Here is a 22,682-nt window from a genome sequence, read left to right as displayed (position 1 = left end):
TTTGAAACGATTTACAGAAGCTGAAATAAATGAAGCCAACAATATTAACCTGATTGCATATGCGGAGCAGTTAGGTCTAAATCTCAAGAAAGTGGGCAATTCCTATAAAGTCAAAGATTATGGCGGGCTTTATATCGATGCAACGGGTGCCAAATGGAATTGGTTTTCAAAAGATGCAGGCGGTGGGCCTATTCAATTTGTCATGGAAATGGAAGGTAAGAATTGGGTGGATGCAATCTATACACTTCTGGGTACAGAAAAAAATGATTTTACACCAAGACCTAAATTGAATGATGAGGTAAAAGAACCATTTGTATTACCAGATAAAAATGATACCTACAAACATGTCATTGCCTATCTCATACAATCAAGAGGTATTGATAAAGAAGTTGTTTACGATTTTATCAGCCAAGACAAGCTATACGAGAATACCCAAAGGAGCTGTGTCTTTGTAGGCTATGATGAAAATCATGAAGCCAAATACGCCAGTGTACGCAGTACCAATACTAGGGGGAGTTCCTATCGAGGAGATGTAAAAAACTCTGATAAGGCATTTCCCTTTTCTTATGAGGGGTGCAGCACGACGGTATGTGTATTTGAATCACCCATTGATCTGATGAGCTATTTAACTTTGCTCCAATATCATGGGATTGAATCTTTTGAACATCATATGATTTCACTTGGAGGTGTAGCTGATCGAGCATTAGATTATTATTTGAAACTACATCCAGAGATTAATAGAATTATGCTCTGCCTCGACAATGACGAAGCAGGGCATTTTGCTTGTCAGCAGTTTAATGAGAAGTACCATGAGAATTACAAGCTTCTAAGGCATAGCCCAACAGGTAAGGATTTTAATGAAGATTTACTAACTATAAAAAGCAATCTACAGCAAAGTCAAGCAAGAGAACCAGTAATAGGATATGAAATGGAAAGGGACATTGAAGAAGAAATGGAGCCTTGAAAGGAGGTAGCCAATGTATTTTTTAAATGAAGATCATGCTTATAATTTTCAAAATATGATACTAAAAGATCAAACACATCCAAGTGATTTGGAGAGGATGTCACTCTTTTATATTATTGGCGGAAACGAAGATTTATTTATGAAGCGTCAGAATATCTACGATTTTAAAAATCACGAAATAAATCCGCAAGTTCTAACAAATGGAGAAGTGGATTTGTGTTCCAGTAGCAAGTCTTTGGTAAGACTTGCATACAATCTTTTTAATGGTTATGAGGATGAGTACACCACGCCAAGAGATTTGTTATATAATCTGGATCGAAAGAATTTCGTGGTTGCCAAAGGCGGAATTGATATGAGGTTTAATGGACATATTGAAAAGCAAATATCAGGGAAACTGGATGAAGATATGGATATTGAGTTTATTTGAAATTACAAAAGTTTACAGAAGTTGATGAAATAATTGGGCTGTTATGAGAAAATAGTAATAACTGAATTATTTAAATTAGGAGAGATGAGTTGTGAAAAAAGAGATATATTCTAAAATTCGTGAATATACCTACAATGATAAATTAATTGCATTGGATGGGTTATTGGAGTGTAGCAATTTTGAAAATTTAGGGATATATATATTTGAAATTATCAAAAACGAATGCTTAATTGATGTTGCCTATGAAGAAGAAATATTGAAGAGAGTTTTATTGCATCCCAAAAAGATGGAAGACTTCAGTAATGAGAATTTTTATGAAGTTTTAGCAAAAGAAATATGTGACTTTGAAGTTTTACCATCGATTACACTGGATGAAGGAAAAAATGTAATTACTGAAATTACTGCTGAGGTCGAGTTGCTTCGCCAACGCTATGAAGAAAGAAATACAATGATAAATCATAGAATTGAGGAGCTAACAGATGAGATTGATGAAGTAAAAAATAGAATATCAAATGATACGAATATTTTGAAACCACTTAAGCAATTTGAAGATGAAAAATCTGTTCTGCTAAATGAAAAAAGATTGCTTGAGCTAGAGTTACAACAAAGACAGCATGTATATGTGTACTTTCAGGCTTCATTTAATGACTTATTAGATCCAGGGATTCAAAAAAGAGAGTTGTATCAGAACTCAGTAAGGGCTAGTAGAAAGAATAAATCAAGTGAAATTAGCGATATTTATAATTACTATCTTATAGATGTGGATGTTTTTAAGGGATTGTTTGAACAATATGACAATGTGTTTTATAAATCCAAACTATATTACCTGTATGATAAGATACAAAAAAAGTATTATTACGAGTTATCAAGAAATAAAGAACAAACAAACATTTTAGAGATGCTTCAAGGAGAGGTGAATAGTTTTCCCAAAATTCATGAATTAAGGAATCTTAGATCAAATGATTTGGAAAAATACAAAAGAATTTTGAAGGATCTAATTGAACAGTATGAAGTAATAAATGTTATTGAAGATGGGATAGAAAACAATTACTGTTTAATTGAACGTAAACCTTTTTTATTGAAGTGCTTACAATTTTACAAGGAGAAAGACTATGTTGTATTCAATAATGTTGTAGCAAGTCAAATTGAAGGTATGTTTAATGATTTTATGAGAGATATTACAACGTATTTGAGAATAGATAGCTTTCGGGAATTAGATTTTCCAATACTAAGGAAAGTACTAGAGTTTTTAAATGATGTTGGGAAGGGTATTCATCTTGAAATATATCTTTATTTTTTCTACTATTTTGTTGATCAGGTAAGAAATCCAATTGCACATGGGGATTATGCAAAGTGTATTAACGAGATTGATGATGAGACTTTAGCAGTTGAACTAATATTAGACATGGCTTCTATAATCTATATAATAGAAAATTTTTCAGAATCAAGTAGAATTAAAAACTTTTTCAGTGGATTTTTCAAAGTGTTTTTTTATAAAGATAATACTGATGACTATGAGTTTTACGATTGTATAATTAACGAATTATTGGGCGAGCGTATGCATGCAGGATTTCAGAAATTAGAGTATATGAATGCAATTGAAGTATTATATTGGTTATTTAATCCTTATTATGAAGATAGAATTGAGTTTTATCACTTAACAGATGAAGTCAATCGGTTTAAAAGAATTGTATGTTCTGAGGCGTTCTGGTTATATGTTAATGAAAATTTGGACAAAGTGTTAGATGATGAATTCTGTCAATTTAAGTTTTCATCAGACTTTAAATTTGTTATTTGCAGGATGTTCTCAATTGCAAGGAACCAAAACAATTCAATTATTCCAATGCTTGTTGAAGCGAAGAAAAAACTTGATGAAATATTTTGAATTTCAATATCCCCAAAACCGAATTAGAAAGCTCTGCTTTCATGAGGGCAAGCTTCCACAATGTATGACATTGTGCTTGATGGGAGTTTCCCATACCCTATAAATACTTGGGACTGTGTCCCAAACCCTTAAGGCAAACTTGAAGAAGATGATTATTATTGTGCAGTAGTTACTACCATATGATTTTTACATTATTTACTGTATAATATTGTTAAAATAAGGAAAGAAAGAAGGTGAATAAATGTTTGAGAATGATGATGAATATATGAAATCATTAAAAAAAGGTGATAGTTACCATTTTACATACTCTTTTGAGTATATTGCTAAAAATTATGGTAATGACAATTATGATATTGATACTGCTAATATGGAGGTAAAGGTAAACTGGGATGAGTCCCAAATGGGTTACGTTATTTCGTACAGCGTCCCTGAGATGTATAAGATTGACCCGTCTCAAGGTAATGGTTCTGAAACAGAGTTTTATGAATCAGATGTATATTGGCGTTTAATGTCGGATCTTGGAAGTATTGGAATCGGAGCAGAAGCTATAGTTATCTAGTAAAAAATACTATGGTTGATGATGCATATGTTTTGTACTAGTCTAGGTATAAGAGACTCGAGGTGTAATTGCATCTTGAGTTTTTTTGTGTGAGAAGGTGATTAAATCGAATAAAACAAAACGAGTCAATCTAAGAGTTACAGAAAAAGAATATCAAAAGATTGTAGGTAAAGCAAAAAAAGCCAATCTTAGCACTAGCAGATATGTCTCTCTGTCCGCACTGGACAAGGAGATTATTTTTTTTGATGATATTAAAAGAATGAATCATGAGCTATCTAAAATTGGCAACAACTTAAACCAGTTGACCGTATTAGCCCATCAAGGAAAAATCAAGGAAGTCAATCTAACGAAAACCAGAGAAGCATTTTCTGGCTTATGGGATGAATTATGCAAATTAGTGAAACGGAAGGGGTGAAGCACATGAAATATCACATTTACCAGTACGGACCCGGATGCAAATGGATGGATAATCTGCAGGAAGCTGCTGAGTATTTTAAACAATTGTCGGATGACGGTAGATATACGGCTATTGGGATTACTGAAGGAGCATATGCAGTTGATGTTGTAATTAAGGGACAATACGCTAAAGGACAAGACTTTCTAATATCACAAGACATTAGGCAATCAAAACTTTTTGAAGAAAAACCTGAAAAGATGATTGGTGCATTATCGAATCTATATGAAGCTGTAGGTGTTAAAGCAGAAATTAGTCAAAAGATGATTGAAGACTTAAAGGATCTAGCCAATGAATTAGATCATGAGTTAGATGAGATATAGACCTTATGGCTGTTATTGAATTTATTAATGGGAAGAACAATACCTTATCAGCACTAAAAAGAGTTCTTAAATACATTATCAATCCGGCTAAAACAGAAGAAAATCTTAAAGGCGGTCATAACTGTGACGTTAATACGGCTTATAACGACTTCTTTATGATAAAAGAACTCAACAGTAAAACAAAAGGAAGGCAATATATCCACTTTACTCAGAGCTTTGCACCATATGATAAGGTGACTCCTGAAATCGTCAAGCAAATTGCGGATGAGATGGTTCAAATGGAAGCATTTAAAGGTTTTCAAGTTGCCTATGCAGTCCATACAGATAGAGATCATCTTCACACCCATTTTGTTGTAAATACTGTTAATAAAAAGACAGGACACAAGTGGAAACAAAGTGCAGAACAGCTTCAAATGATGAAAGATTATTCTGATGAAATCTGCAAAAAATATGGGTTGATTATAACCCAGGGGAAATCAGGTAGTCATATCAATCGGGGCGAATATCGCTCTAAAGAAAAAGGCCATAGCTGGAAGTATGAACTCTTTTTAGCTGTGAAAAAAGTGAAATGGATTGCCAGAAACAAAGAAGAGTTCATAGCCAATATGAATGCATTAGGCTATCAAGTGGATTGGAGTGATACTAGAAAATATATTACTTTTACAAATGGTGAGGGTAAAAAATGCAGAAACAGAAAACTCTATCCTCCTGAACATTTTACTAAGGAAGCACTGTTAAAAGCTTTTGAATTAAATAGTCAGAGAATGGATGCTAAGCTTTCTAGAAGTAAAATGGAAATGCTTTTATCGGCAGTACAACTTGTTAAAATAGATACTCCATCAGAGACCGGTAAGAACTATCCATTATCAACACTGGAAGGGGAAGCACTCAAAGAAAAAATTGAAGAATCAAAGAAAGGAAAAGGTCTTAACTGGGACAAAGAAAGTGAAAATAGTATGTAGAAAGGTGGACGATTGAATGACAAAATTAATGGAACTCTACAATCAATTAAAAGCATTGCAGGCAGATGGATTAAAAGATGGCTATCGTAAAATTTTAGAACATGATGGACATGTTCTAGCTATGGGTAAAATGCAGGAAGGCTTTGAATTTGTGACTTGGCGATATACCTATGATGGTAACTCCGTTACATTGGGGCATTATTTTACAAGTCTTGAAGCTGCAAAAGAAGATTTTGCTAAACGAGCAGGACTTATTAATGCCAATCGGATGTTTGGCGAAACAGATTTAAAATTAATCCATTCAAGCCTAGTGAATTATGTGGGGCTTAATGGTAACTTGAATTATAAGGACGAAAAAGCCATCGGTTCGATTCTTGAAAAAATCGAATTGATTGTCCCGGAGATTCTACGCCATAAGAAACTTGAAGACCTCGAAATAGTTGCTGATGACGGGATAGAACTGTGAGGTGATGTGAAAGATGAAGTATAAACAACTGAAGCTGATGATATCAGCTCTAATATTTCTTGTAGGTTTATGGATGAATATTTATTTTTCCACGAACCTACATTTTTTATTGTCAGGAAAAATGAAGGTGTTATCTTTTATCCCAATAAAATCATGTTTTGAAAGTATGACGGCAAGTGGTCAACATTTGTCACTATTTCTTTATTTACAAGGCTTTATCCTTCTGTGCTCTATTTATTTCTATCTGGCAAATATGAAGCCCTATCAATCAGATTTAGAAGCAGTTACTCCTGATATATCAACGCCGGTTAGAGCAGGACAAATGCAATTTGGATCAGCTAGATGGCTCACAGAAGAAGAAAAAAACAAAGGGTTTAAATCTATAAAGCTTAGAAGAAACGAACTAAAAATATTAATGGAAAGGATCAGACAGGATGAAGAAAAAGAATACTGTTCAAAAAAAGAAAACTTATCCCAAGGAGAAACCCTTCAAAGACTATCAGAAAGAAGTAATGAAAAGTCAAATGAAAAAGACTTACCAGAAACCGATACGCAGGAATATCCGTTACCCAAGCTAAACCAAGGCGGTATCGTTGTTGGTTTTCATAAAGAGGGAGATACTGAAAAGATATTTTACATTGATGAGGATACCCATAGTCTCTGTATTGGTGCAACACGATCAGGAAAAACAAGGTCTGTAGTGCTTCAATCTGTTGGACTACTGGGACTTTCAACTGAAAGCTTAGTTATTAGTGATCCAAAAGGTGAAATCTTCACTTATACCTATCTCTATTTTGAAGCTCTTGGTTATGAAGTGATTTGCATTGACTTTAAGAATCCCTTAAAGAGTGATCGGTATAACTTCTTACAGCCAGTCATTGATGCCATTGATGAAAATGATATTCCTAAAGCAGTCGATGCCACATGGGATTTAACAGCTGCCCTTGTGCCGGAGAATAGTCATAATGAAAAAATATGGACCAACGGTGAAGCTAGCATTATTGCCAGTGCTATTATGGCAGTCGTTTATGACAATCGTAATGGTAAAGACAGAAGATATCAGAACATGAGCAATGTTTATTTCTTCATCAGTGAGATGTGCAAAGTAGTAGATGGGGCAATGCCAATTATCAAATACATGAAGAACATGCCGGCACATCATCCTGCAAAAGCCTTACTTGCCATAAGTGAAGTTGCTCCAAGCAAAACTAGGGGATCATTTTATACTTCAGCACTGACAACATTAAGGCTGTTTACAAACCCACTCATTCATTCTATGTCAGAAGCCAGTGACTTTGACTTAAGGAGAATGGGATCGGACAAGCAGGTACTGTTTATTGTGCTTCCTGATGAAAAGACAACCTATTATAGTTTAGCAAGTCTCTTTGTTAATCAATGCTATATGCAACTTGTTAAAAATGCAGATGAGAGAGGTGGACGATTAAAAAGACGAGTTAACTTCATGCTTGAAGAGTTCGGTAACTTTGTTAAAATCCCCGATTTTGCAAATAAGCTGACTGTAGGTGGTGGTAGAGGCATTCGTTTCAATTTATTCCTTCAAAGCTTTATGCAGTTGGATGAGAAATATGGTAAAGAAGTCGCTGGCACTATTAAATCCAACTGTGAAACCTGGCTTTATCTTCAGGCAGATGATTTGGGAACTTTGGATGAAATATCAAAGAAGCTGGGGAACTATACCGTATCCACTTATTCTCTGAGTTCATCTCATGGTAAATATTCTAATCCATCAAGTTCCCATAGCGTTAATCTGACCCACCGAGCCTTATTAACGGTGGACGAGATCAGACGAATCAATAGACCATATACATTAATCACTTCGAGAAATCACCCGGCAATGATGCAATTGCCAGATCTATCGGAGTGGTTTTTTAATACCCTCTTTGGGCTTGGAGACAAAGAACATAACAGAAGGTGCGTGAAAAAAGAGAAGGAAAACGAAATCAAAGAAAATCTCCTAATGCCATTGATACATGGAACATTTGGGAGTATTACACCCAAGAAGAAAAAACGAATTTTGTTTATATGCGCAATATGAAAGGCGGTGAACAAGGTGAAACTTAAACCACTAAAAATGAAAGCAATGAATCTTTTAAAGACAGTCTTTGGAACACTGGTCGTGATGATGATGTCATCGGTTCCAGTTATGGCGGATACGGTTCAGGACAGTCAAATTGTCAAAGGAACTGAAAAATTGATTCAAGACGTAACGACATGGCTAATGGTTTTAGCACCGATTGTCGGTGTTTTGCTGATTATCTATTTCTTCATTAGAAGAAGCGCAGCAGATGAAATCGACCAGAAGAAATGGAACAACCGTATTGTGACGGTGATTGTTTCAGTTATAGGAGCAGTTCTAGCTTCGGCAACACTTAATCTGATTATTGGTTACTACGTTTAATCATGGGCAAATCCTGATTAAAAATATAAAACTATTTTAAACGGTAACGTAAAGTAGCATATGAAAAAGCAGTTTAAAAGAATTTTCCAGATTGTTTTATAAAAGAAAGATAGTATAACTAAAAAAAGCTGGATTTCGTTGCCCTTGACAGCACAAAAAAGCAATACAAATGTTAAGAACCGACGGCGATAACTCAAGAACAAACATAATTATCCCGTCGATAAATAAGTCTAGCATTGCTTTTTAATGCTATAAAGGGTAAATCAAAATCAGAGATTTTGACAACTTAAAGTAACCTCTGGCTTAAATCTAAGAACAATCAATTAAAGTCTTTTCTCTCTGAAGCTCTAAGATTGTCTGTTGACCAAGAAAAATAAGAATCTGCCATTTACCTGGCATGTTGTCAGCATTTTCAATCATATCAACAGAATTCAAAACCTTGTCGTTTTTAGAGGTGTGCTTACGAAGAAAGTTATAGTAACAAACCCAAAGAGAGACAGCATAATTAGCACCATCAAAGTTATCGTATCCACACGAACATCGATATGTAACCTTAAAGGTTCTGTTAAGCCTCTCAACCATCTGTTTGTATGGTCTAAACTCTTTAGAAACAGCATCATCATTAGATAAACCAATAACTTGAGTAATATCGAAATGAAGTGGATTTTTATCCCTGAGGGCAAACTGTTGAGCTGCAAGTGGATATGCACTATATCCATCAGCAATAAACTTAAACTTATGAGAAATATTAGAGACATATTTAAAAGCCATTCTCATGGCTAAGATGCATGGGCCAACAGTTCTATTATCAGAAACTTGGTAACCGATGATAGAGCGTGAAACAGCATCCATGATGAACCATATATAACCTTTGATGCCCTTAACTTTGATATAAGTCTCATCAGCAACAAAAGTGTTGGATTTACTATAGTCATAGTTATCGACAAAAGGCTTAACAAGAACAGCGGCAGTTCTTGCGTAGTTAGCGACCATGGTGTGAGAGACTTTAATACCATAGAGATCCTCAAGAGCTTGCGCAGTTTTACGCAAAGAAAGACCGAGATTAACATGAAAAGTTAAACAAAGGGACATAATGTGAGCGTTGTTTTTACGAAACTTAAGAGAAAATGCATTTTTAGGCAATGAGTTGATATCCATGTTGAAAAAATCGACATTAAACTCACGGTAAATATAGTGAAGTTTGTGCTTGTACTTTTGACCTTTTTCAATGATTCCTTTGTCAACATTCTTGAGATTATGTAAATAATAAGAACACTTTTTATTAACACACTTATGGATAGTAAAGAACTTACGACTCTTTATAGGTGATAAAGAATGGCTACAATATGGGCACTTGAGCTTAAGTTTTTTAGTAACGAACTCGCCAGTTATGAAAGTTTTACCACAAACTTTGCATTGGTACTGACCCTTATCACCATTGTTATCATAGAGATAATGATGAGTGGCACCACAAAGAGGGCAAGATGTATCCTCGGGGATAGACTTACCATTACGCCTGTTAACAGGTTTAAGTTTTTTCTTGTACTTCCACTCGTAATACGCCAAAAGGAACTGCCAGTCTTGCTTAATAAAAGGCTGGATAACAGGAAGAATATCAGTCTTAAATCTTTGGTACTTAGGTGAATGAACATCATCAAAAGCCCATTGAGCTAGAGGAACATATTTAGAGATAAAAAATACCAGCCAGCGAATATGTTGATTTTGGTATTGGATAATTAAAAGTAAATGAGATATAATTGAGTTCAAAACGATGACATCCTTTCTTTTGCGAGATGATTTTGTGTGTGAGAACTCAAATTATAACCGAAAAAAGGGGGTCATTGTTTTTTTATTCAAAAAAAGAGTGAAAACCTTTGAAAATATAGAGTTTTATTAGAACTAAGGGGTTTCTTAGTTGACACTACCTTTTAAACTACGGAGGTAATGAAATGAAAAAGTTAATGAACAAAGCACAAATGGAAATGGTAAAAGTAATGGTTAAAGGAAGAGCTATTCTTGCTGGAAAAAGCGGTGAAGGTATGGTTGATTCGGCGGTTAAAATTTTGATCTCAATTGTCATTGGAGCCTTGCTGTTAGCGGGCTTGTATGCTCTTTTTGGTGATGTAATTTTGCCAACTTTAAGACAACGTATTCAGGACATGTTCAATTTCAGTGGTGGCGTGAACTAATTGTATGAAAATTACAAAATAAAGTAATAGGGGCTTTTTAGCCCCTAAAAACGTTATCAAAGAAGGAGGTGCACATCAATGGAATACGTCATCATGCTATTAATTGGTGCCATATTAACAGGCTGCTTAGCATATGTAAACACACTCCTAGATGGTCTTGTTCCTATTGCCCTTCATGCAGAAGACTATATGGACACACTTCTTGGAACCAGTGGGATAAGTGGCATATTTGATATTTTCTTTTCCTTTGGTGTTTCTCTAATTGTCTTGAAGTTTCTAATGAAAGGTTTTGAGAGATACATTTTATGGACAGAGGGTGATGGAGAGATTGAACCCATAATGCTTCTTACAGGTTTCTTTAAGTCCCTTGCTATAGCTATAAGTTTTCCTACCTTATATGGATGGTTGGCTGAAATTGTTGAAGATTTAAGCAGTCAACTAATCACCACAATATCCAATGATATGGCAACGGATTTCAGTAGTGTTATTACTGGTATTACGAGCGCAGGGATTTTTACAGGTATTGTGTCCATCATCTTCTTTATCTGTTTCTTCATGCTGTATATCCAGTTTCTAACAAGAGGACTTGAAATTCTAATTCTTAGAATAGGTTTACCTTTGGCTTGTGTGGGGTTGATGGATCAAGATAATGGTGTATTTAGAACCTACATTCAAAAGTTCTTTCAAAGTACAGCGGCAGTGTTGGTACAGATTGTACTTGCCAAACTGGGGGTTGCCTTAATGCTCAATGCCCATGTGTTTTGGGGCTTAGCAGCTCTTTTGTTAGCCTTAAGGACACCGAAGTTCTTACAGGAATTCTTGATTGTTTCAAGTGGAAATGGCGGCGGTGGCATGATGAATAGAGTCTATTCAACTGCTCGAATCTATCAAATGGGAAAAGCGGTATTTAAAAAATAGAAGGGTGGTAAGGCAGTGGATCTATTAAAAGAAATGGCTGATGCCTTCATCCTTTTAATTCGTGTTGGAGCAGTTTTAAGAGTTGTACACTGCTTTATCCATATAGGGATTGATGAAGAACAAGGTTCTAGCTATAAAAAGAGGATGAAAAATACAGTAGTCTTTTATGTCTTAGCAGAGAGCATATGGCAGATAAAAGATTTAGTCATGAGTTATTACATGTGATGGAGGTGCTTATGGAAGAAAGAAAAAAGAATCCCTTGTATATTCCTCAAGGATTGAAAACAAGGGTTGAGATTTTTGATGGATTCGGTAAAGAAGAGTTATTCAAGACCATTATTGTGACCATAGTTATTGGTATGCTTGATATTCTATATTACTTGATATTTAAGAATACGGTTGTGAGCATAGTCGCTATTCTTGTGGCAATTGCAGGCAGTGTCATGATGTTGACAAAAGACCGATCCAACATATCGGTTGTAGATCAGGTAGGGTTTATGATTCGTTTTACCAGGTCGCAAAAATTTTATCCTTATAAGTATCAAGATGAATGGAGGTAGCCTATGGAAGTTTTTCAAATGTTAGCCTTTATTATGCTTCTAATCTATGCTGCCATAATAGACCTCAAGACAAGAACAATACCGGATTATGTACCTGTGCTAATCATGCTTGTTGGATTGATTGATATGGAACCCCTACCAGCAGTATTAGGGCTGATACTAGTTCCTTTACCGTATTTTATTATGGCACTTCTAAAAGATAACAGCATAGGTGGTGGTGATATTAAGCTCATGGCTGCTTGTGGATTTTACTTAGGTTTACAAGCAGGATATATGGCGAGTATTGTAGGACTCATGCTTACCATTATCATTCATTTTGCCTATAGCGTGATTAGAAGTAAAAAGATGACTAGAAGCATACCACTGGGACCATATCTGGGAGCAGGCTGTATAATAGCCAATTTTGTAATGTTATAAAAGAAAAGAACGGGAGGAATACTAGCGATGAAAAAAATATTAAGAAACAGAACCATTCTAGGGATAGCCAGTATTGTGCTATCTCTTATTATTTGTTTTGGATTGACCCCGTTATTCAATCAGGCGATTTCTGAGAAAGTATCGGTTGTAAGAGTAACAGAGAATACTCAAAAGGGTGAGCGAATTACATCAAAGATGATAGAAACGGTTGAAATTGGTGGGTATAATTTGCCGGATACAGTTTTACGTCAGGAAGAAAACATCATTGGTAATTATGCCTTAACAGAACTTCATACAGGTGACTATGTTTTAAATTCTAAGATTTCAAGTAACCCCCTTGTAAATTATGAGTATTTGACGGATTTTGATGGTAGTGAACGAGCCATATCTGTCAGCATTAAAAGCTTTGCTGCTGGATTGTCAGGGAAATTAGAACCAGGGGATATTGTTACTGTCATGGCTTCTGATTTTGGAGATATGAGAGAAACAGTAAGTCCTGCGGAGCTTCAATATGTAGAGGTGCTAGCAGTGACAGCCGGAACGGGTCTTGATACAGATGAATATGAAATAGATCGAGAAGCAATAGAAAAAGATAAAGAATTACCAGCTACAGTGACATTATAGGTAACGGATAAGCAGGCAAAACTTCTTGCTGAGATGGAAGCTAAGGGTAAAATTCACATAGTTTTAGCGTATCGTGGTGAAAAGGAAAATGCAGATAAGTTCTTGGACGAACAGAAGTTGATTTTGTCTGAAAGTGAAGATGAAGCACAAGCGGATAAAAATGAAACGGATGATATTAATCAAGATGAAACACAAGAAAGTAATCAAGAAGTTGGGGAAAAATTGGAGGAAGATAGCAATGAAGAATAATAAAATTATTGCTATATGGGGCAATCCCAATAGCGGGAAAACTACTTTGAGCATTAAGATTGCTAGTGAACTGGTTAAAAAAAATAAAAGTGTCATATTGGTCATGGCAGACCCCTATGCACCGGCTATTCATACCGTGCTTCCATTTACAGAGACAAAGGATCAGTCATTGGGAGCATTGTTGTCCTCGATTCAGATTTCTCAAGAAAGCATTTTAAAAAAGTGCATTCCAGTTCAGAACACAAAAAACTTAAGTATTTTAAGTTATCTTCATGGGGAGAACATTCGAACTTATGCAGATTACGGGAAAGAGAGAGTCCTTGATTTATTCATTCTATTAAAGCATTTAGCGGATCACATTATTGTGGATTGCAGCAGTCAGTTTCATCACGACTTACTTTCAAGAGGAGCACTTGAATTATCAGATCAAGTCATTCGTTTAATTTCACCGGATTTAAAAGCTATTAGCTTCTATGATGCTTCGTTACCTTTATTGGGAGAGCGAAAATACAACGTGGCAAATCATATTAAGATATTATCCAATGTGAAACCAGAAATGCCTAAAGATATTGTTGGGAATCGTTTTGGTGGCATTCAGAATGAACTGGATTATAGTGAGGAACTTCAACGACAAGTACTAGAAGCGAGGCTCTTTGAAACACTAACAGATAAAAAAAGCGAGGGTTACAATAAGCAACTTCAAAGCCTTATGGATATATTGTTCTTTGGTGAAGATGATCATGAGAAAAAAGAAAAGAAGAGTGAAAAGAAACTTAAAATTGCTTTTCTCAAAAAAGGGAGTGATGCGTAGATGAGTGGCGTGTTTTTAGAATCAGCAAAGAATATCCGAGATTTTTCTGATATCCTTCATGAAGTGCAGGAATATATATCAGGGAAATATGCAATTTTAATATCCCATGACAGTGAAAAGCAAAAAGAACAGATGAAGTCCTATATTACCAAGTATCTGATGGATTATTCTTTAGCGGTTGAAGATATGAACCTAGACGAGTTGGTAGAAACGCTATACTCAGAAATGGCAGAGTATTCATTTCTAACGAAGTATCTGTTTCGTAGTGACATAGAAGAAATAAATATCAACGCATGGAATGATATTAAGGTCACTTATTCAAATGGCGAAATTTTACCTATAAAAGAAACATTTAATTCACCAAGGCATGCCATTGATGTTATTAGAAGACTGCTTCATAAAAGTGGTATGATTCTTGACCAGTCACAGCCCATTGTTGTAGGTCATTTATCGGAGCGTATTAGAATCACAGTTTTAGGACAAGGTGTTATTGACCCGGCTATTGGTGTTGCGGTATCTATTCGTATTGTCAATCCAAAGAAACTGGTCAAAGAGGATTTCATCAGACAGAATACAGCAAGTGAGGAAATGCTAGATTTCCTATCGCTGGCACACCGATATGGTGAAAGTCTTTGTATCACCGGAGCGACATCTAGCGGTAAGACGACACTCATGAGTTGGATTCTTTCAACACTACCGGATAATAAGAGGTTATATACCATTGAAAACGGTACAAGAGAGTTTAATTTAGTCAAGAAAAATGAAAAAGGTGAAGTTATCAACAATGTTATCCACACTGTAACACGACATAGTGATGATCCAAAACAGAATATTACCATGGTTAAATTGCTTGAAACAGGACTTACAGTTAATCCAGATTATATCTGTGTTGCTGAGATGAAGTCGGAAGAAGCCTTTTTCGCTCAGGAATCGGCAAGGACAGGGCATGGGGTAACTACTACGATACATGCCAGCTCTTGTATTGCTACCTATTATCGAATGGTAACCCTTTGTAAACAGCGATATGATATGGATGAAAGAACCCTTTATAATCTGGTAACAGAAGCCTTTCCCATTGTTGCTTTTTCAAAGAAGCTAGAAGACAACTCAAGGCATATCATGGAAATTACCGAATGCGAGATTAAAGAGGATGGCTCAAGAGAAATTAGAACACTTTATAAATTCAATGTAACGGATAATGCTCTTGTAGATGGCAAACTTAAGATCATTGGGAAATATGAAAAGATTAATGACATATCATCATCTCTTGAGAAAAGACTTCTAGAAAACGGTATGCCAAGTAGCCTATTAAAAGGTTTTAAGCGAGGTGATACCCATGAATAGTTTATTGTTTATCGCATTTATTGCCATGATTATAGGTCTCTTTGTTACATTTGGACTTTCATTCTTTGATATGGCAACGGATATTCTAAAAAAGAGAGCTAAAAAGGAACAGGCATTAAATGAAAGAATCAAAGCATTAACCAGTAAGAAAAAGAAAAAAGGACTGAAAAAGCTTATTGATGAAACCAAACATGTATTACAAATGACCAATAAAGAAAATTTATTTATGCTGATCGTCATGCTCTCACTTGTATTTATGACCATCGGTTTTTTTATTGCCATTACACTAGGGAATATGTTCCTTGTGCCGGTACTAGCTATTGGGTTTTCACTACTTCCTTTTTGGTACGTCCAATTTACAGTGACAAAATGGAAAAAGGGATTAAATAGTGAACTGGAAACAGCTTTATCAGTCATTACAACATCTTATTTAAGAAGTGAGAGTATTATCACAGCTATAGAAGAAAACGTAAACTATATCAATCCACCGGTTCAGAATGTGTTTCATGCTTTTTTAACACAAACGAAATTGATTAATGCCAATACAAAAATGGCACTTGAGGGCTTAAAACCAAAAATAGAAAGTTCAGTATTTCATGAGTGGGTAGATGCGCTCATTGACTGTCAGGAAGATAAAAACCTTAAAAGTACGCTGACACCTATTGTATCTAAATTATCAGATATGCGGATGGTTTCAGCTGAACTTGATTATCTTCTGTATGAACCAATTAAAGAATTTGATACCATGGCAATATTATTAGTTGGCAACATACCACTCATGTATATGCTCAATAAAGATTGGTACCATACGTTAATGTTCACAGGCATTGGTAAATTTGTACTGGCAGTCTGTGGCATCGTCATATTTGTTTCATTGGCAGCCGTCGTTAAATTATCTAAGCCTGTGGAATACAAAAGGTAGAAAGGGGGATATGATGATACAAATTTTACTTTTATTTTCGATATCCTTTTCTTTAGGTGTGTATCTGATTTTGAAGGATGTATTAAAGCTGCCTTCAGGACGAGCTATTAAAGCGGTTCACGTCATAGATAAAAGGGAAAGAAAAAAATCAAAGAATCTTGAAGTGTTAATCAATGAGTGGGCTATTAGATTATCTAGAATAGTTCGTCTTACTGATTACAGTAGACGAAGACTTACAGCGACTTTAAAATCAGCAAATATAAAGCTCTCACCAGAAACATTTGTTGCGAGAGCTTGGCTAAAAGCGGGGATGATGCTACTTTTTATAATCCCTGCTTTATTTATTTTCCCTATGGTATTTCCAGTCATATTGTTTTTAGCAGTAGCAGTTTATTTCAAAGAAATCCGAAGTGCTGATGAAACTGTCAGAAAAAGAAGAGAAGATATCGAGTTTGAATTGCCACGTTTTGTTTCTACCTTATCTCAGGAATTAAAAGCCAATCGAAATGTGCTTAATATTTTAGAAACATACAAACAAAATGCGGGCAAGAGTTTTAAAAATGAGCTAGAGATTACCGTGGCAGACATGAAGTCAGGCAGCTATGAATCAGCCATTACAAGAATGGAAGCAAGGCTCAACAGCCCACCGTTGTCTGAAACGATTCGTGGGCTTATTGGTGTACTAAGAGGTGATGATGGTGTTGTGTATTTTCAAATGCTGTCTCATGATTTGAAACAATTAGAATTACAACGATTAAAGACAATCGCCATGAAAAGACCGGCAAAGATAAGGAAATATTCCTTTGCCATGCTCTTTTGCTTCTTGATGATGTATCTATCCGTTATGTTTGTTGAAATTATTGAAACCCTTGGGAAACTATTTTAGGAGGTGGTCGAATGATAGAGATTTTAAAGTCGAAACGGGGAGAGGGATATATTGATGTCGTGGTGGTTGTCCTTGTAGCGATGATGATCATTGCTATGGCAGTTAAGGTATATCCTGTTTTTGTGGTGAAGGGCGATTTAAACACATTTGCTAACGAGCTTGCAAGAGTGGCTGAAATTGAAGGACGCATTGGTTCAGAAACCACAGCTAAGAAAAATGAACTTAGGGCAAGTCTTGGGATTGATCCAACAGTGAATTGGTCTACGTCAGGGAATATTGATCTCAATGAAGAGTTTAGCGTTGTCTTAACATTACCTGTAGATATTGGATTTTTCGAATTTGGCTCCTTTCCCATTACCTTGACCGCTAAGGCAACAGGCAGATCGGAGGTATATCACAAGTGATGAAAATCATAAAAGATAAACAAGGGAATGCAGCACTCTTTGCCATTGTGATTATTTTATGTCTGATACTTCTCTTTACAGTTGCAAGTGAATACTTAAGATTACAAATAATAGCAAGTGGTGTCAGAGATGCCCTGCAATCCTCTGTTATTGCAGTAGCGACTGAAAACTATGATGAAGTCTACAACGGTTTAAGAGAAGGCTACTCTGGTGGTTATCAGCTAAATGAAATGGATAGATGGGTAGAGCGAGTTGATTCAGGTGCAGTGCTCATGAAATTGAGTGATAAACTGGGACTAATTGGTGGAAATAAATATGCAGGTGGGTATTTGGAATATCGCTTATACGATTTGGATATTCAGATTAATAATGCGCCTTTTGCAATGAGTGACAATAACAACAGATTTGAAGCAGAAGCCTGGGTGACACTTCTTGTACCTTTATCCTTTGGTTGGGAGCACTTACCGCCAATGGAGATTCGACTTAAAGTTAATGCTGGATATAGTCCAAAGTTCTAAAAAAATAAGTGAAGTATAGACAAATAAAATCACTCATGATAATATGTATATATAGAACATGTATAATTTATACATATCGTTATTGGAGTTGATGAACATGAAAAATAAACCATCTATAAATCTGAATGAACCAAGCTTTTATATCTTATTGGCATTGTCAAAGGAGCCGATGAGTGGTTACGAACTAACAAGAGACATACTAAATATCACAAAAAGTAGACTTGAAGTAAAAACTGGAACAATGTACCCAACCCTAAAAAAGTTGTTGAAGCTTGAGCTCATTGAACAGATCGATGAGAACGGTCAGGAAAGAAATAAGAAGATATATCAATTGACAGAAGAAGGGAAGAAAATCCTTCAATATGAAGTTGATATGCTGAAAGAAAAATTAGAAGAAGTAAAGTTAATTATAAACGAAACCTAAGGAGGTCGTGGAATATGAAAAAAATGAATTCAAAACAAATAACTTTGTTTACAGGAACATCTTTAATAATAGTTGCAGTAATATTCGGTGCTTTGATTTTTTCGAAGCTCAATACTCAAGAAGTTGGAAAGGACAATGTATTATCTGATATTGAAAATAATGCACCTGTTGTAGAAAAAATTGAAGAATCAGATGAAATTGAACAAGTTGTTGAAGTTCCTAAAATTCAGGATACTGAAACGAAGCTGACAGAAGACAAAGCAGAAGTTACTTCCATTGAGGAGCCGATGCCTGAACCACCAGAAAAACCAGAACTAGAAGCACCAAAAGATAAACCTGAAACCAATGACGATTTAGAGGATATGGATAATGTACCTGAATACAATGAAGAAGATTTGGTTATTGAACCTGAGGAAGTTGTTGTGGTGAATGAACCCCAAGAATCAACAGAACCAGAGCCAGTAGTAGAAGAAGAGAGCGAAAGCAATTTAGTACCATCATCTGAAAACCCATTTTTAAATCCAGAGAATGCGGCAAAACCTATAGAGTCAAATGGCGAAGACTATTATGAAGATGGAAGAAAAGCTGGTGAAGGCGACAAATTTTAACCAATTAAAAATATTTTAGACAGCCTCTTAGAAAGTAAGAGCTGTCTTTTTTTATGGAGGAATGAAAATGATGAAGAAATTTAAAAGTGTACTAGGACTATTTCTTGTCATGGCATTATTGATTGGTTCTTTAACCGTATATGCCGATGACAATGCTGATACAGGTTCAGGTGATACAAGTAATGCACTGGATGGTAAAGGATTTTACCGTGGCAGTGAAAATATGTACAAAGTATCTGTATATGTTGGTTTGTCAGATCAAGCTGATAAGAATACAAATTTAAGCTCAGATTGGAAAATGATTGGCTCAAGACCTATATATGTTAAACCATCCAACTTTTCAATGCCATCAAACGTGTTTTTTGGTATTGAAAATAAAGTGAATTATCAAGAGGGAAATGCTTTTACACCTAATAACAGTCCAATAATAGTTACTGACAATCCACCACCAATACCAATTACGAATGGTGGCAATATAGGCTCTGTAAAATCCTATTTTGGAGATGTAAATACGCTTGATATGTTTATAAATTATTTTGCCACTCAAAAAGGAACTTCTAGAGAAGGTCTAGTAGAAAACATAAGTTTTACTATTGAAGGTGATAGAAAATTCTATCCCACAGAAGAAATCCTACCCATTAAAGTTGATGGTCAATATCAGAACAAAGTGCCATGGCTGATTGTTTATGAACCTGTGATTATTTCATATCTAAAAGACCGTACAACCACATTAGCCTTTACTGCCACAGAATATGCCTTAGCTCAAAAGCTAGGGTATTTTAATTTTAGGGGTGGAGCTGATGGGCAGTATATTTCAGGGATGACCCATTCTGATTTGCCAAATTCCATTTTTTTAGAAGAAAGTTGGTTTGGTTATCCGGTAACGTCGGCACTTCCTGATAATGTGTATTGGGATTTAAATCGTATCATAGCAGGCGGTGGTTGGGGTATGCGCCTATTAAAGGCGAATGCGGTCAATGTAGTTGAAAATGATACAGAGTATGACTATGAGTATCGTGTTGACACAGATGTTATTACGTCAGTTCGAATTTACGCAAGTGATGACATAACGCCTGATAACCGCCATGTAAGTGAAACAGCTTACAACAATCCAGTTAAAAACACTGCCACTGTAACCATCAGTGCCAATGGCTACACAAAGAATACTGAGGTCGTTATTCCTAGTGGCGGTTCAGAACTGGTTTGGCTCAAATGGCATACTCCAAATACGCCTGGTGATGTAACAATTCAAGTAAATGTTAGTGGAAATAGTGCAGCTAAAATTGATGGAACAAGTCGAAGTACTACTTTAATTGGTAAGGTCGTAGATTTAAGCTTAAGTGAGCCACCAAATCCAACAGCCAATGACCAAAATGATCATTTTACCTTACCAAGTATTCCAGTAAAAGCAGAGAAAACTACTGCGAACTGGGGCGTGTATGATTGTAACTGGATTCCAAAATGGGTATGGCATCCAAAATGGGAATGGGAATCTGATTGGCAGAAGGATTACTATACCTATCATCATTCTGGTGGATGCAGGGATACTGATGGTGATGGAGATGATGATTATTGTCCAGGGCACAGAAGATATCGCTGGGTTGATCGAGGTGAGTGGGTTGATAACGGTCATTGGGTAGATGAAGGACACTGGGAATATGATTATACAAACTATAGTGCCAGTCTCACAGGCGATATGTCATTGGAACCGGATGAAAAATCTCCAACCGCAGACGGAGAGGTTATGAGATCAGGTTATGGTGTAAATATCAATGTTTCAACCTTCCCAACAACCAATGCTCCAAGTTCTCATGTTACCAATGCTCAAAATGTCATTACTTATTTCCCAGAGTTTCATTATGATATTTATTGGAGGTTGCTGGATGCAAGGGAATATGGTGAATTTGCATTTAAAGAAAATAAGTATTCAACTTATAATAGCCGAGTTCATTTTACACCACTATGGTTTCCGGATGGAAGGTATAGTGTCTATTCAGAAATAATTGATATGTGGACGCCAGATGGCATGCTTAGAATAAATTTAAATGACGATGTGACCATTGATGGAGATTTATACATGGATTGGCACATTGGACCAAAATAGAGGGGGAGTGAGACATGGCAATAGACCCAGCGACACTAAAAGCAGCAGCAAAAATTGCTACTACAGTTTTGTCAGATGAAAAGGGCAGGCGAATCGTATTGGTTGCCTGCCTTGTTCCATTTATCATCATTCTACTAGTTTTATCATCACCATTTGCGATCTTTTTTTCAATACTTGATGGTCAAGAAGAAACGGTTTCGGTTATCAGTGCGTTGAATGAGATGAAAGAAGATTTTAGGCATAGTGTACAACAGGAACAAGCCGATTCGACCGCAGATATCATTAAAACTATAGTTATGGGAAGTGAAGACGCATTACTAATTGATAATTCGGAAGATGTATTGATTGCTTTCGCAGTGAAATATAATGTGACAAAAGATGATGCAGAGCAGGTTGCAGTTCTATCTGACAATCAACTAGAAAAGCTTAGACAAGTCTACCTAGATATGAACGTAATAACCACTACTTATGAAACCACATCAAAAGAAGTTGAAGTCACGACAACGAATGATGATGGAGAGTCGGTTATTGAGACTAAAACAGTTACAACAACCACTAAAATTATTACTATTGACAGTTTGACAGCAGAAGATATCGGTGAAGTTTATGGATTTGATGATGTGCAGAATCAGATGATTGGTGAAATGCGTCAAAGTGGATATGGCATATTGATGGCTTCGGGTAACAGCAAGACTTTTCTGGATAGGGAAGAAATTGAAGAAATAAAGAGTCATATCCCCGAAGACATAATCATCGAAAGTGAAAAAGTTGTTGAAGCAGCTGAAAGCTTAGTCGGGAAAGTAAATTATTTCTGGGGTGGAAAAAGTCTAGCTATCGGATGGGATAATCGCTTTGGAACAGATATGGAAGTAACTTCACCGGGAAGCTCATCTACAGGTACAATACGTCCCTTTGGCTTAGATTGTTCAGGCTTTGTGACTTGGGTATTCGTGAATGTAGGATTACCTGCTGAGTCTATTGAATCAACAATAGGCCACGGCACAACAGCTCAGTGGAATGTATCTACAAGTATTCCGACAAGTGCAGCAATGAAAGGTGATCTCGCTTTTCTTGCAATACCAGGAACGAGAAAGGTTAATCATATTGGTATCGTTACAGGTAGAAACGATAACGGACAAATCATGGTTATTTACTGTTCATCAGGTGCTAACAACGTTTCAATATCAACAGCAGAAAGTGTTGGTTTTCTATATTATAGAAGACCGGCAGTTCTAATCAATTAAA

At 35.9% G+C, this 22,682-nt stretch carries 28 protein-coding genes; 27 read left to right on the top strand and 1 reads right to left on the bottom strand.

Annotated elements, in window-relative coordinates; translation table 11 throughout:
• Position 1: 1 nt before the first annotated feature.
• The 10 genes from F8153_RS13035 to F8153_RS12990 all read left to right on the top strand — a co-directional run bounded on the left by F8153_RS13035 (position 2) and on the right by F8153_RS12990 (position 8,459).
• A complete protein-coding gene (locus F8153_RS13035; protein WP_151866795.1) occupies positions 2-964 on the top strand; it encodes a DUF3991 and toprim domain-containing protein in 963 nt (320 codons plus the stop codon).
• A gap of 13 nt (positions 965-977) precedes the next feature.
• Positions 978-1,391, top strand: a complete 414-nt coding sequence (locus tag F8153_RS13030) for a DUF6075 family protein (RefSeq protein WP_151866794.1) — start codon at positions 978-980, stop codon at positions 1,389-1,391.
• A 91-nt stretch (positions 1,392-1,482) separates the two neighbouring features.
• On the top strand, positions 1,483-3,276 hold the full coding sequence (locus F8153_RS13025) for a hypothetical protein (RefSeq protein WP_151866793.1): 1,794 nt from the start codon (positions 1,483-1,485) through the stop codon (positions 3,274-3,276).
• A gap of 241 nt (positions 3,277-3,517) precedes the next feature.
• Complete coding sequence (locus F8153_RS13020) at positions 3,518-3,835, top strand: hypothetical protein (protein WP_151866792.1); 318 nt, start codon at positions 3,518-3,520, stop codon at positions 3,833-3,835.
• A gap of 97 nt (positions 3,836-3,932) precedes the next feature.
• Entirely contained in the window at positions 3,933-4,250 is a 318-nt protein-coding gene (locus tag F8153_RS13015; protein WP_151866791.1) for a MobC family plasmid mobilization relaxosome protein, read from the top strand.
• 5 nt (positions 4,251-4,255) lie between these two features.
• Positions 4,256-4,612: a hypothetical protein gene (locus F8153_RS13010; RefSeq protein ID WP_151866790.1), complete on the top strand. Its 357-nt coding sequence runs from the start codon at positions 4,256-4,258 to the stop codon at positions 4,610-4,612.
• A gap of 5 nt (positions 4,613-4,617) precedes the next feature.
• Entirely contained in the window at positions 4,618-5,574 is a 957-nt protein-coding gene (locus F8153_RS13005; protein ID WP_151866789.1) for a relaxase/mobilization nuclease domain-containing protein, read from the top strand.
• Between the two features lie 16 nt (positions 5,575-5,590).
• Positions 5,591-6,040, top strand: a complete 450-nt coding sequence (locus tag F8153_RS13000) for a hypothetical protein (RefSeq protein WP_151866788.1) — start codon at positions 5,591-5,593, stop codon at positions 6,038-6,040.
• Positions 6,041-6,053: 13 nt separating this feature from the next.
• On the top strand, positions 6,054-8,096 hold the full coding sequence (locus F8153_RS12995; protein ID WP_243136978.1) for a VirD4-like conjugal transfer protein, CD1115 family: 2,043 nt from the start codon (positions 6,054-6,056) through the stop codon (positions 8,094-8,096).
• A gap of 36 nt (positions 8,097-8,132) precedes the next feature.
• Positions 8,133-8,459, top strand: a complete 327-nt coding sequence (locus tag F8153_RS12990; protein ID WP_151866827.1) for an Mbov_0395 family pilin-like conjugal transfer protein — start codon at positions 8,133-8,135, stop codon at positions 8,457-8,459.
• A 309-nt stretch (positions 8,460-8,768) separates the two neighbouring features.
• Here the strand turns inward: F8153_RS12990 and F8153_RS12985 are convergent, their stop codons facing one another.
• Positions 8,769-10,226, bottom strand: a complete 1,458-nt coding sequence (locus F8153_RS12985) for a DDE-type integrase/transposase/recombinase (protein WP_151866787.1) — start codon at positions 10,224-10,226, stop codon at positions 8,769-8,771.
• Between the two features lie 182 nt (positions 10,227-10,408).
• Between F8153_RS12985 and F8153_RS12980 the strand changes: the two genes are divergently transcribed.
• The 17 genes from F8153_RS12980 (at position 10,409) to F8153_RS12905 (ending at position 22,681) form a co-directional block, all read left to right on the top strand.
• A complete protein-coding gene (locus F8153_RS12980; protein ID WP_151866786.1) occupies positions 10,409-10,648 on the top strand; it encodes a DUF6133 family protein in 240 nt (79 codons plus the stop codon).
• Between the two features lie 78 nt (positions 10,649-10,726).
• Entirely contained in the window at positions 10,727-11,566 is an 840-nt protein-coding gene (locus tag F8153_RS12975) for a conjugal transfer protein TrbL family protein (protein WP_151866785.1), read from the top strand.
• Positions 11,567-11,581: 15 nt separating this feature from the next.
• Positions 11,582-11,791, top strand: coding sequence for a mercury transporter (locus tag F8153_RS12970; RefSeq protein ID WP_151860350.1), 210 nt, complete (start codon positions 11,582-11,584; stop codon positions 11,789-11,791).
• The gene (locus F8153_RS12965) at positions 11,752-12,126 is read left to right on the top strand and encodes a hypothetical protein (RefSeq protein ID WP_330577788.1); all 375 of its coding nucleotides are present in this window, start codon (positions 11,752-11,754) and stop codon (positions 12,124-12,126) included. Before F8153_RS12970 ends, F8153_RS12965 begins: the two co-directional genes overlap by 40 nt.
• Before the next feature lie 3 nt (positions 12,127-12,129).
• Positions 12,130-12,543: a prepilin peptidase gene (locus F8153_RS12960; protein WP_151860349.1), complete on the top strand. Its 414-nt coding sequence runs from the start codon at positions 12,130-12,132 to the stop codon at positions 12,541-12,543.
• A gap of 102 nt (positions 12,544-12,645) precedes the next feature.
• Entirely contained in the window at positions 12,646-13,167 is a 522-nt protein-coding gene (gene cpaB / locus F8153_RS16450; RefSeq protein ID WP_243136977.1) for a Flp pilus assembly protein CpaB, read from the top strand.
• Between the two features lie 33 nt (positions 13,168-13,200).
• The gene (locus tag F8153_RS16445; protein WP_243136976.1) at positions 13,201-13,416 is read left to right on the top strand and encodes a hypothetical protein; all 216 of its coding nucleotides are present in this window, start codon (positions 13,201-13,203) and stop codon (positions 13,414-13,416) included.
• The gene (locus tag F8153_RS12950) at positions 13,406-14,227 is read left to right on the top strand and encodes an AAA family ATPase (RefSeq protein ID WP_192929814.1); all 822 of its coding nucleotides are present in this window, start codon (positions 13,406-13,408) and stop codon (positions 14,225-14,227) included. Before F8153_RS16445 ends, F8153_RS12950 begins: the two co-directional genes overlap by 11 nt.
• Positions 14,228-15,571, top strand: a complete 1,344-nt coding sequence (locus tag F8153_RS12945) for a CpaF/VirB11 family protein (RefSeq protein ID WP_151866783.1) — start codon at positions 14,228-14,230, stop codon at positions 15,569-15,571.
• On the top strand, positions 15,564-16,493 hold the full coding sequence (locus tag F8153_RS12940; protein WP_151866782.1) for a type II secretion system F family protein: 930 nt from the start codon (positions 15,564-15,566) through the stop codon (positions 16,491-16,493). The genes F8153_RS12945 and F8153_RS12940 overlap by 8 nt, the downstream gene beginning before the upstream one ends.
• A 13-nt stretch (positions 16,494-16,506) precedes the next feature.
• Entirely contained in the window at positions 16,507-17,379 is an 873-nt protein-coding gene (locus F8153_RS12935; protein ID WP_151866781.1) for a type II secretion system F family protein, read from the top strand.
• An 11-nt stretch (positions 17,380-17,390) separates the two neighbouring features.
• Positions 17,391-17,783, top strand: coding sequence for a DUF4320 family protein (locus F8153_RS12930; protein WP_151866780.1), 393 nt, complete (start codon positions 17,391-17,393; stop codon positions 17,781-17,783).
• Positions 17,780-18,301: a hypothetical protein gene (locus F8153_RS12925; protein WP_279380056.1), complete on the top strand. Its 522-nt coding sequence runs from the start codon at positions 17,780-17,782 to the stop codon at positions 18,299-18,301. The genes F8153_RS12930 and F8153_RS12925 overlap by 4 nt, the downstream gene beginning before the upstream one ends.
• Before the next feature lie 97 nt (positions 18,302-18,398).
• Positions 18,399-18,725: a PadR family transcriptional regulator gene (locus F8153_RS12920; protein WP_192929813.1), complete on the top strand. Its 327-nt coding sequence runs from the start codon at positions 18,399-18,401 to the stop codon at positions 18,723-18,725.
• Positions 18,726-18,739: 14 nt separating this feature from the next.
• Positions 18,740-19,333, top strand: a complete 594-nt coding sequence (locus tag F8153_RS12915) for a DUF6550 family protein (RefSeq protein ID WP_151866778.1) — start codon at positions 18,740-18,742, stop codon at positions 19,331-19,333.
• A gap of 67 nt (positions 19,334-19,400) precedes the next feature.
• Positions 19,401-21,437, top strand: coding sequence for a hypothetical protein (locus F8153_RS12910; protein ID WP_151866777.1), 2,037 nt, complete (start codon positions 19,401-19,403; stop codon positions 21,435-21,437).
• Between the two features lie 14 nt (positions 21,438-21,451).
• Positions 21,452-22,681, top strand: a complete 1,230-nt coding sequence (locus F8153_RS12905; RefSeq protein ID WP_151866776.1) for a C40 family peptidase — start codon at positions 21,452-21,454, stop codon at positions 22,679-22,681.
• Position 22,682: the final 1 nt, after the last annotated feature.

Source organism: Alkaliphilus serpentinus, assembly GCF_009017255.1.
Lineage (GTDB): Bacteria > Bacillota > Clostridia > Peptostreptococcales > Natronincolaceae > Alkaliphilus_D > Alkaliphilus_D serpentinus.
The sequence above is the reverse complement of the archived record's forward strand: the minus strand, read 5'-3'. Positions and strand labels throughout refer to the sequence as shown.

Excerpts from the sequence above, each read along its gene's own strand:
- F8153_RS13030 (WP_151866794.1), top strand. The coding sequence starts at position 978 with ATGTATTTTTTAAATGAAGATCATGCTTATAATTTTCAAAATATGATA.
- F8153_RS13020 (WP_151866792.1), top strand. The coding sequence starts at position 3,518 with ATGTTTGAGAATGATGATGAATATATGAAATCATTAAAAAAAGGTGAT.
- F8153_RS13010 (WP_151866790.1), top strand. The coding sequence starts at position 4,256 with ATGAAATATCACATTTACCAGTACGGACCCGGATGCAAATGGATGGAT.
- F8153_RS13005 (WP_151866789.1), top strand. The coding sequence starts at position 4,618 with ATGGCTGTTATTGAATTTATTAATGGGAAGAACAATACCTTATCAGCA.
- F8153_RS13000 (WP_151866788.1), top strand. The coding sequence starts at position 5,591 with ATGACAAAATTAATGGAACTCTACAATCAATTAAAAGCATTGCAGGCA.
- F8153_RS12995 (WP_243136978.1), top strand. The coding sequence starts at position 6,054 with ATGAAGTATAAACAACTGAAGCTGATGATATCAGCTCTAATATTTCTT.
- F8153_RS12990 (WP_151866827.1), top strand. The coding sequence starts at position 8,133 with ATGAAAGCAATGAATCTTTTAAAGACAGTCTTTGGAACACTGGTCGTG.
- F8153_RS12980 (WP_151866786.1), top strand. The coding sequence starts at position 10,409 with ATGAAAAAGTTAATGAACAAAGCACAAATGGAAATGGTAAAAGTAATG.
- F8153_RS12975 (WP_151866785.1), top strand. The coding sequence starts at position 10,727 with ATGGAATACGTCATCATGCTATTAATTGGTGCCATATTAACAGGCTGC.
- F8153_RS12965 (WP_330577788.1), top strand. The coding sequence starts at position 11,752 with ATGGCAGATAAAAGATTTAGTCATGAGTTATTACATGTGATGGAGGTG.
- F8153_RS12960 (WP_151860349.1), top strand. The coding sequence starts at position 12,130 with ATGGAAGTTTTTCAAATGTTAGCCTTTATTATGCTTCTAATCTATGCT.
- F8153_RS16445 (WP_243136976.1), top strand. The coding sequence starts at position 13,201 with ATGGAAGCTAAGGGTAAAATTCACATAGTTTTAGCGTATCGTGGTGAA.
- F8153_RS12950 (WP_192929814.1), top strand. The coding sequence starts at position 13,406 with ATGAAGAATAATAAAATTATTGCTATATGGGGCAATCCCAATAGCGGG.
- F8153_RS12945 (WP_151866783.1), top strand. The coding sequence starts at position 14,228 with ATGAGTGGCGTGTTTTTAGAATCAGCAAAGAATATCCGAGATTTTTCT.
- F8153_RS12940 (WP_151866782.1), top strand. The coding sequence starts at position 15,564 with ATGAATAGTTTATTGTTTATCGCATTTATTGCCATGATTATAGGTCTC.
- F8153_RS12935 (WP_151866781.1), top strand. The coding sequence starts at position 16,507 with ATGATACAAATTTTACTTTTATTTTCGATATCCTTTTCTTTAGGTGTG.
- F8153_RS12930 (WP_151866780.1), top strand. The coding sequence starts at position 17,391 with ATGATAGAGATTTTAAAGTCGAAACGGGGAGAGGGATATATTGATGTC.
- F8153_RS12920 (WP_192929813.1), top strand. The coding sequence starts at position 18,399 with ATGAAAAATAAACCATCTATAAATCTGAATGAACCAAGCTTTTATATC.
- F8153_RS12915 (WP_151866778.1), top strand. The coding sequence starts at position 18,740 with ATGAAAAAAATGAATTCAAAACAAATAACTTTGTTTACAGGAACATCT.
- F8153_RS12910 (WP_151866777.1), top strand. The coding sequence starts at position 19,401 with ATGATGAAGAAATTTAAAAGTGTACTAGGACTATTTCTTGTCATGGCA.
- F8153_RS12905 (WP_151866776.1), top strand. The coding sequence starts at position 21,452 with ATGGCAATAGACCCAGCGACACTAAAAGCAGCAGCAAAAATTGCTACT.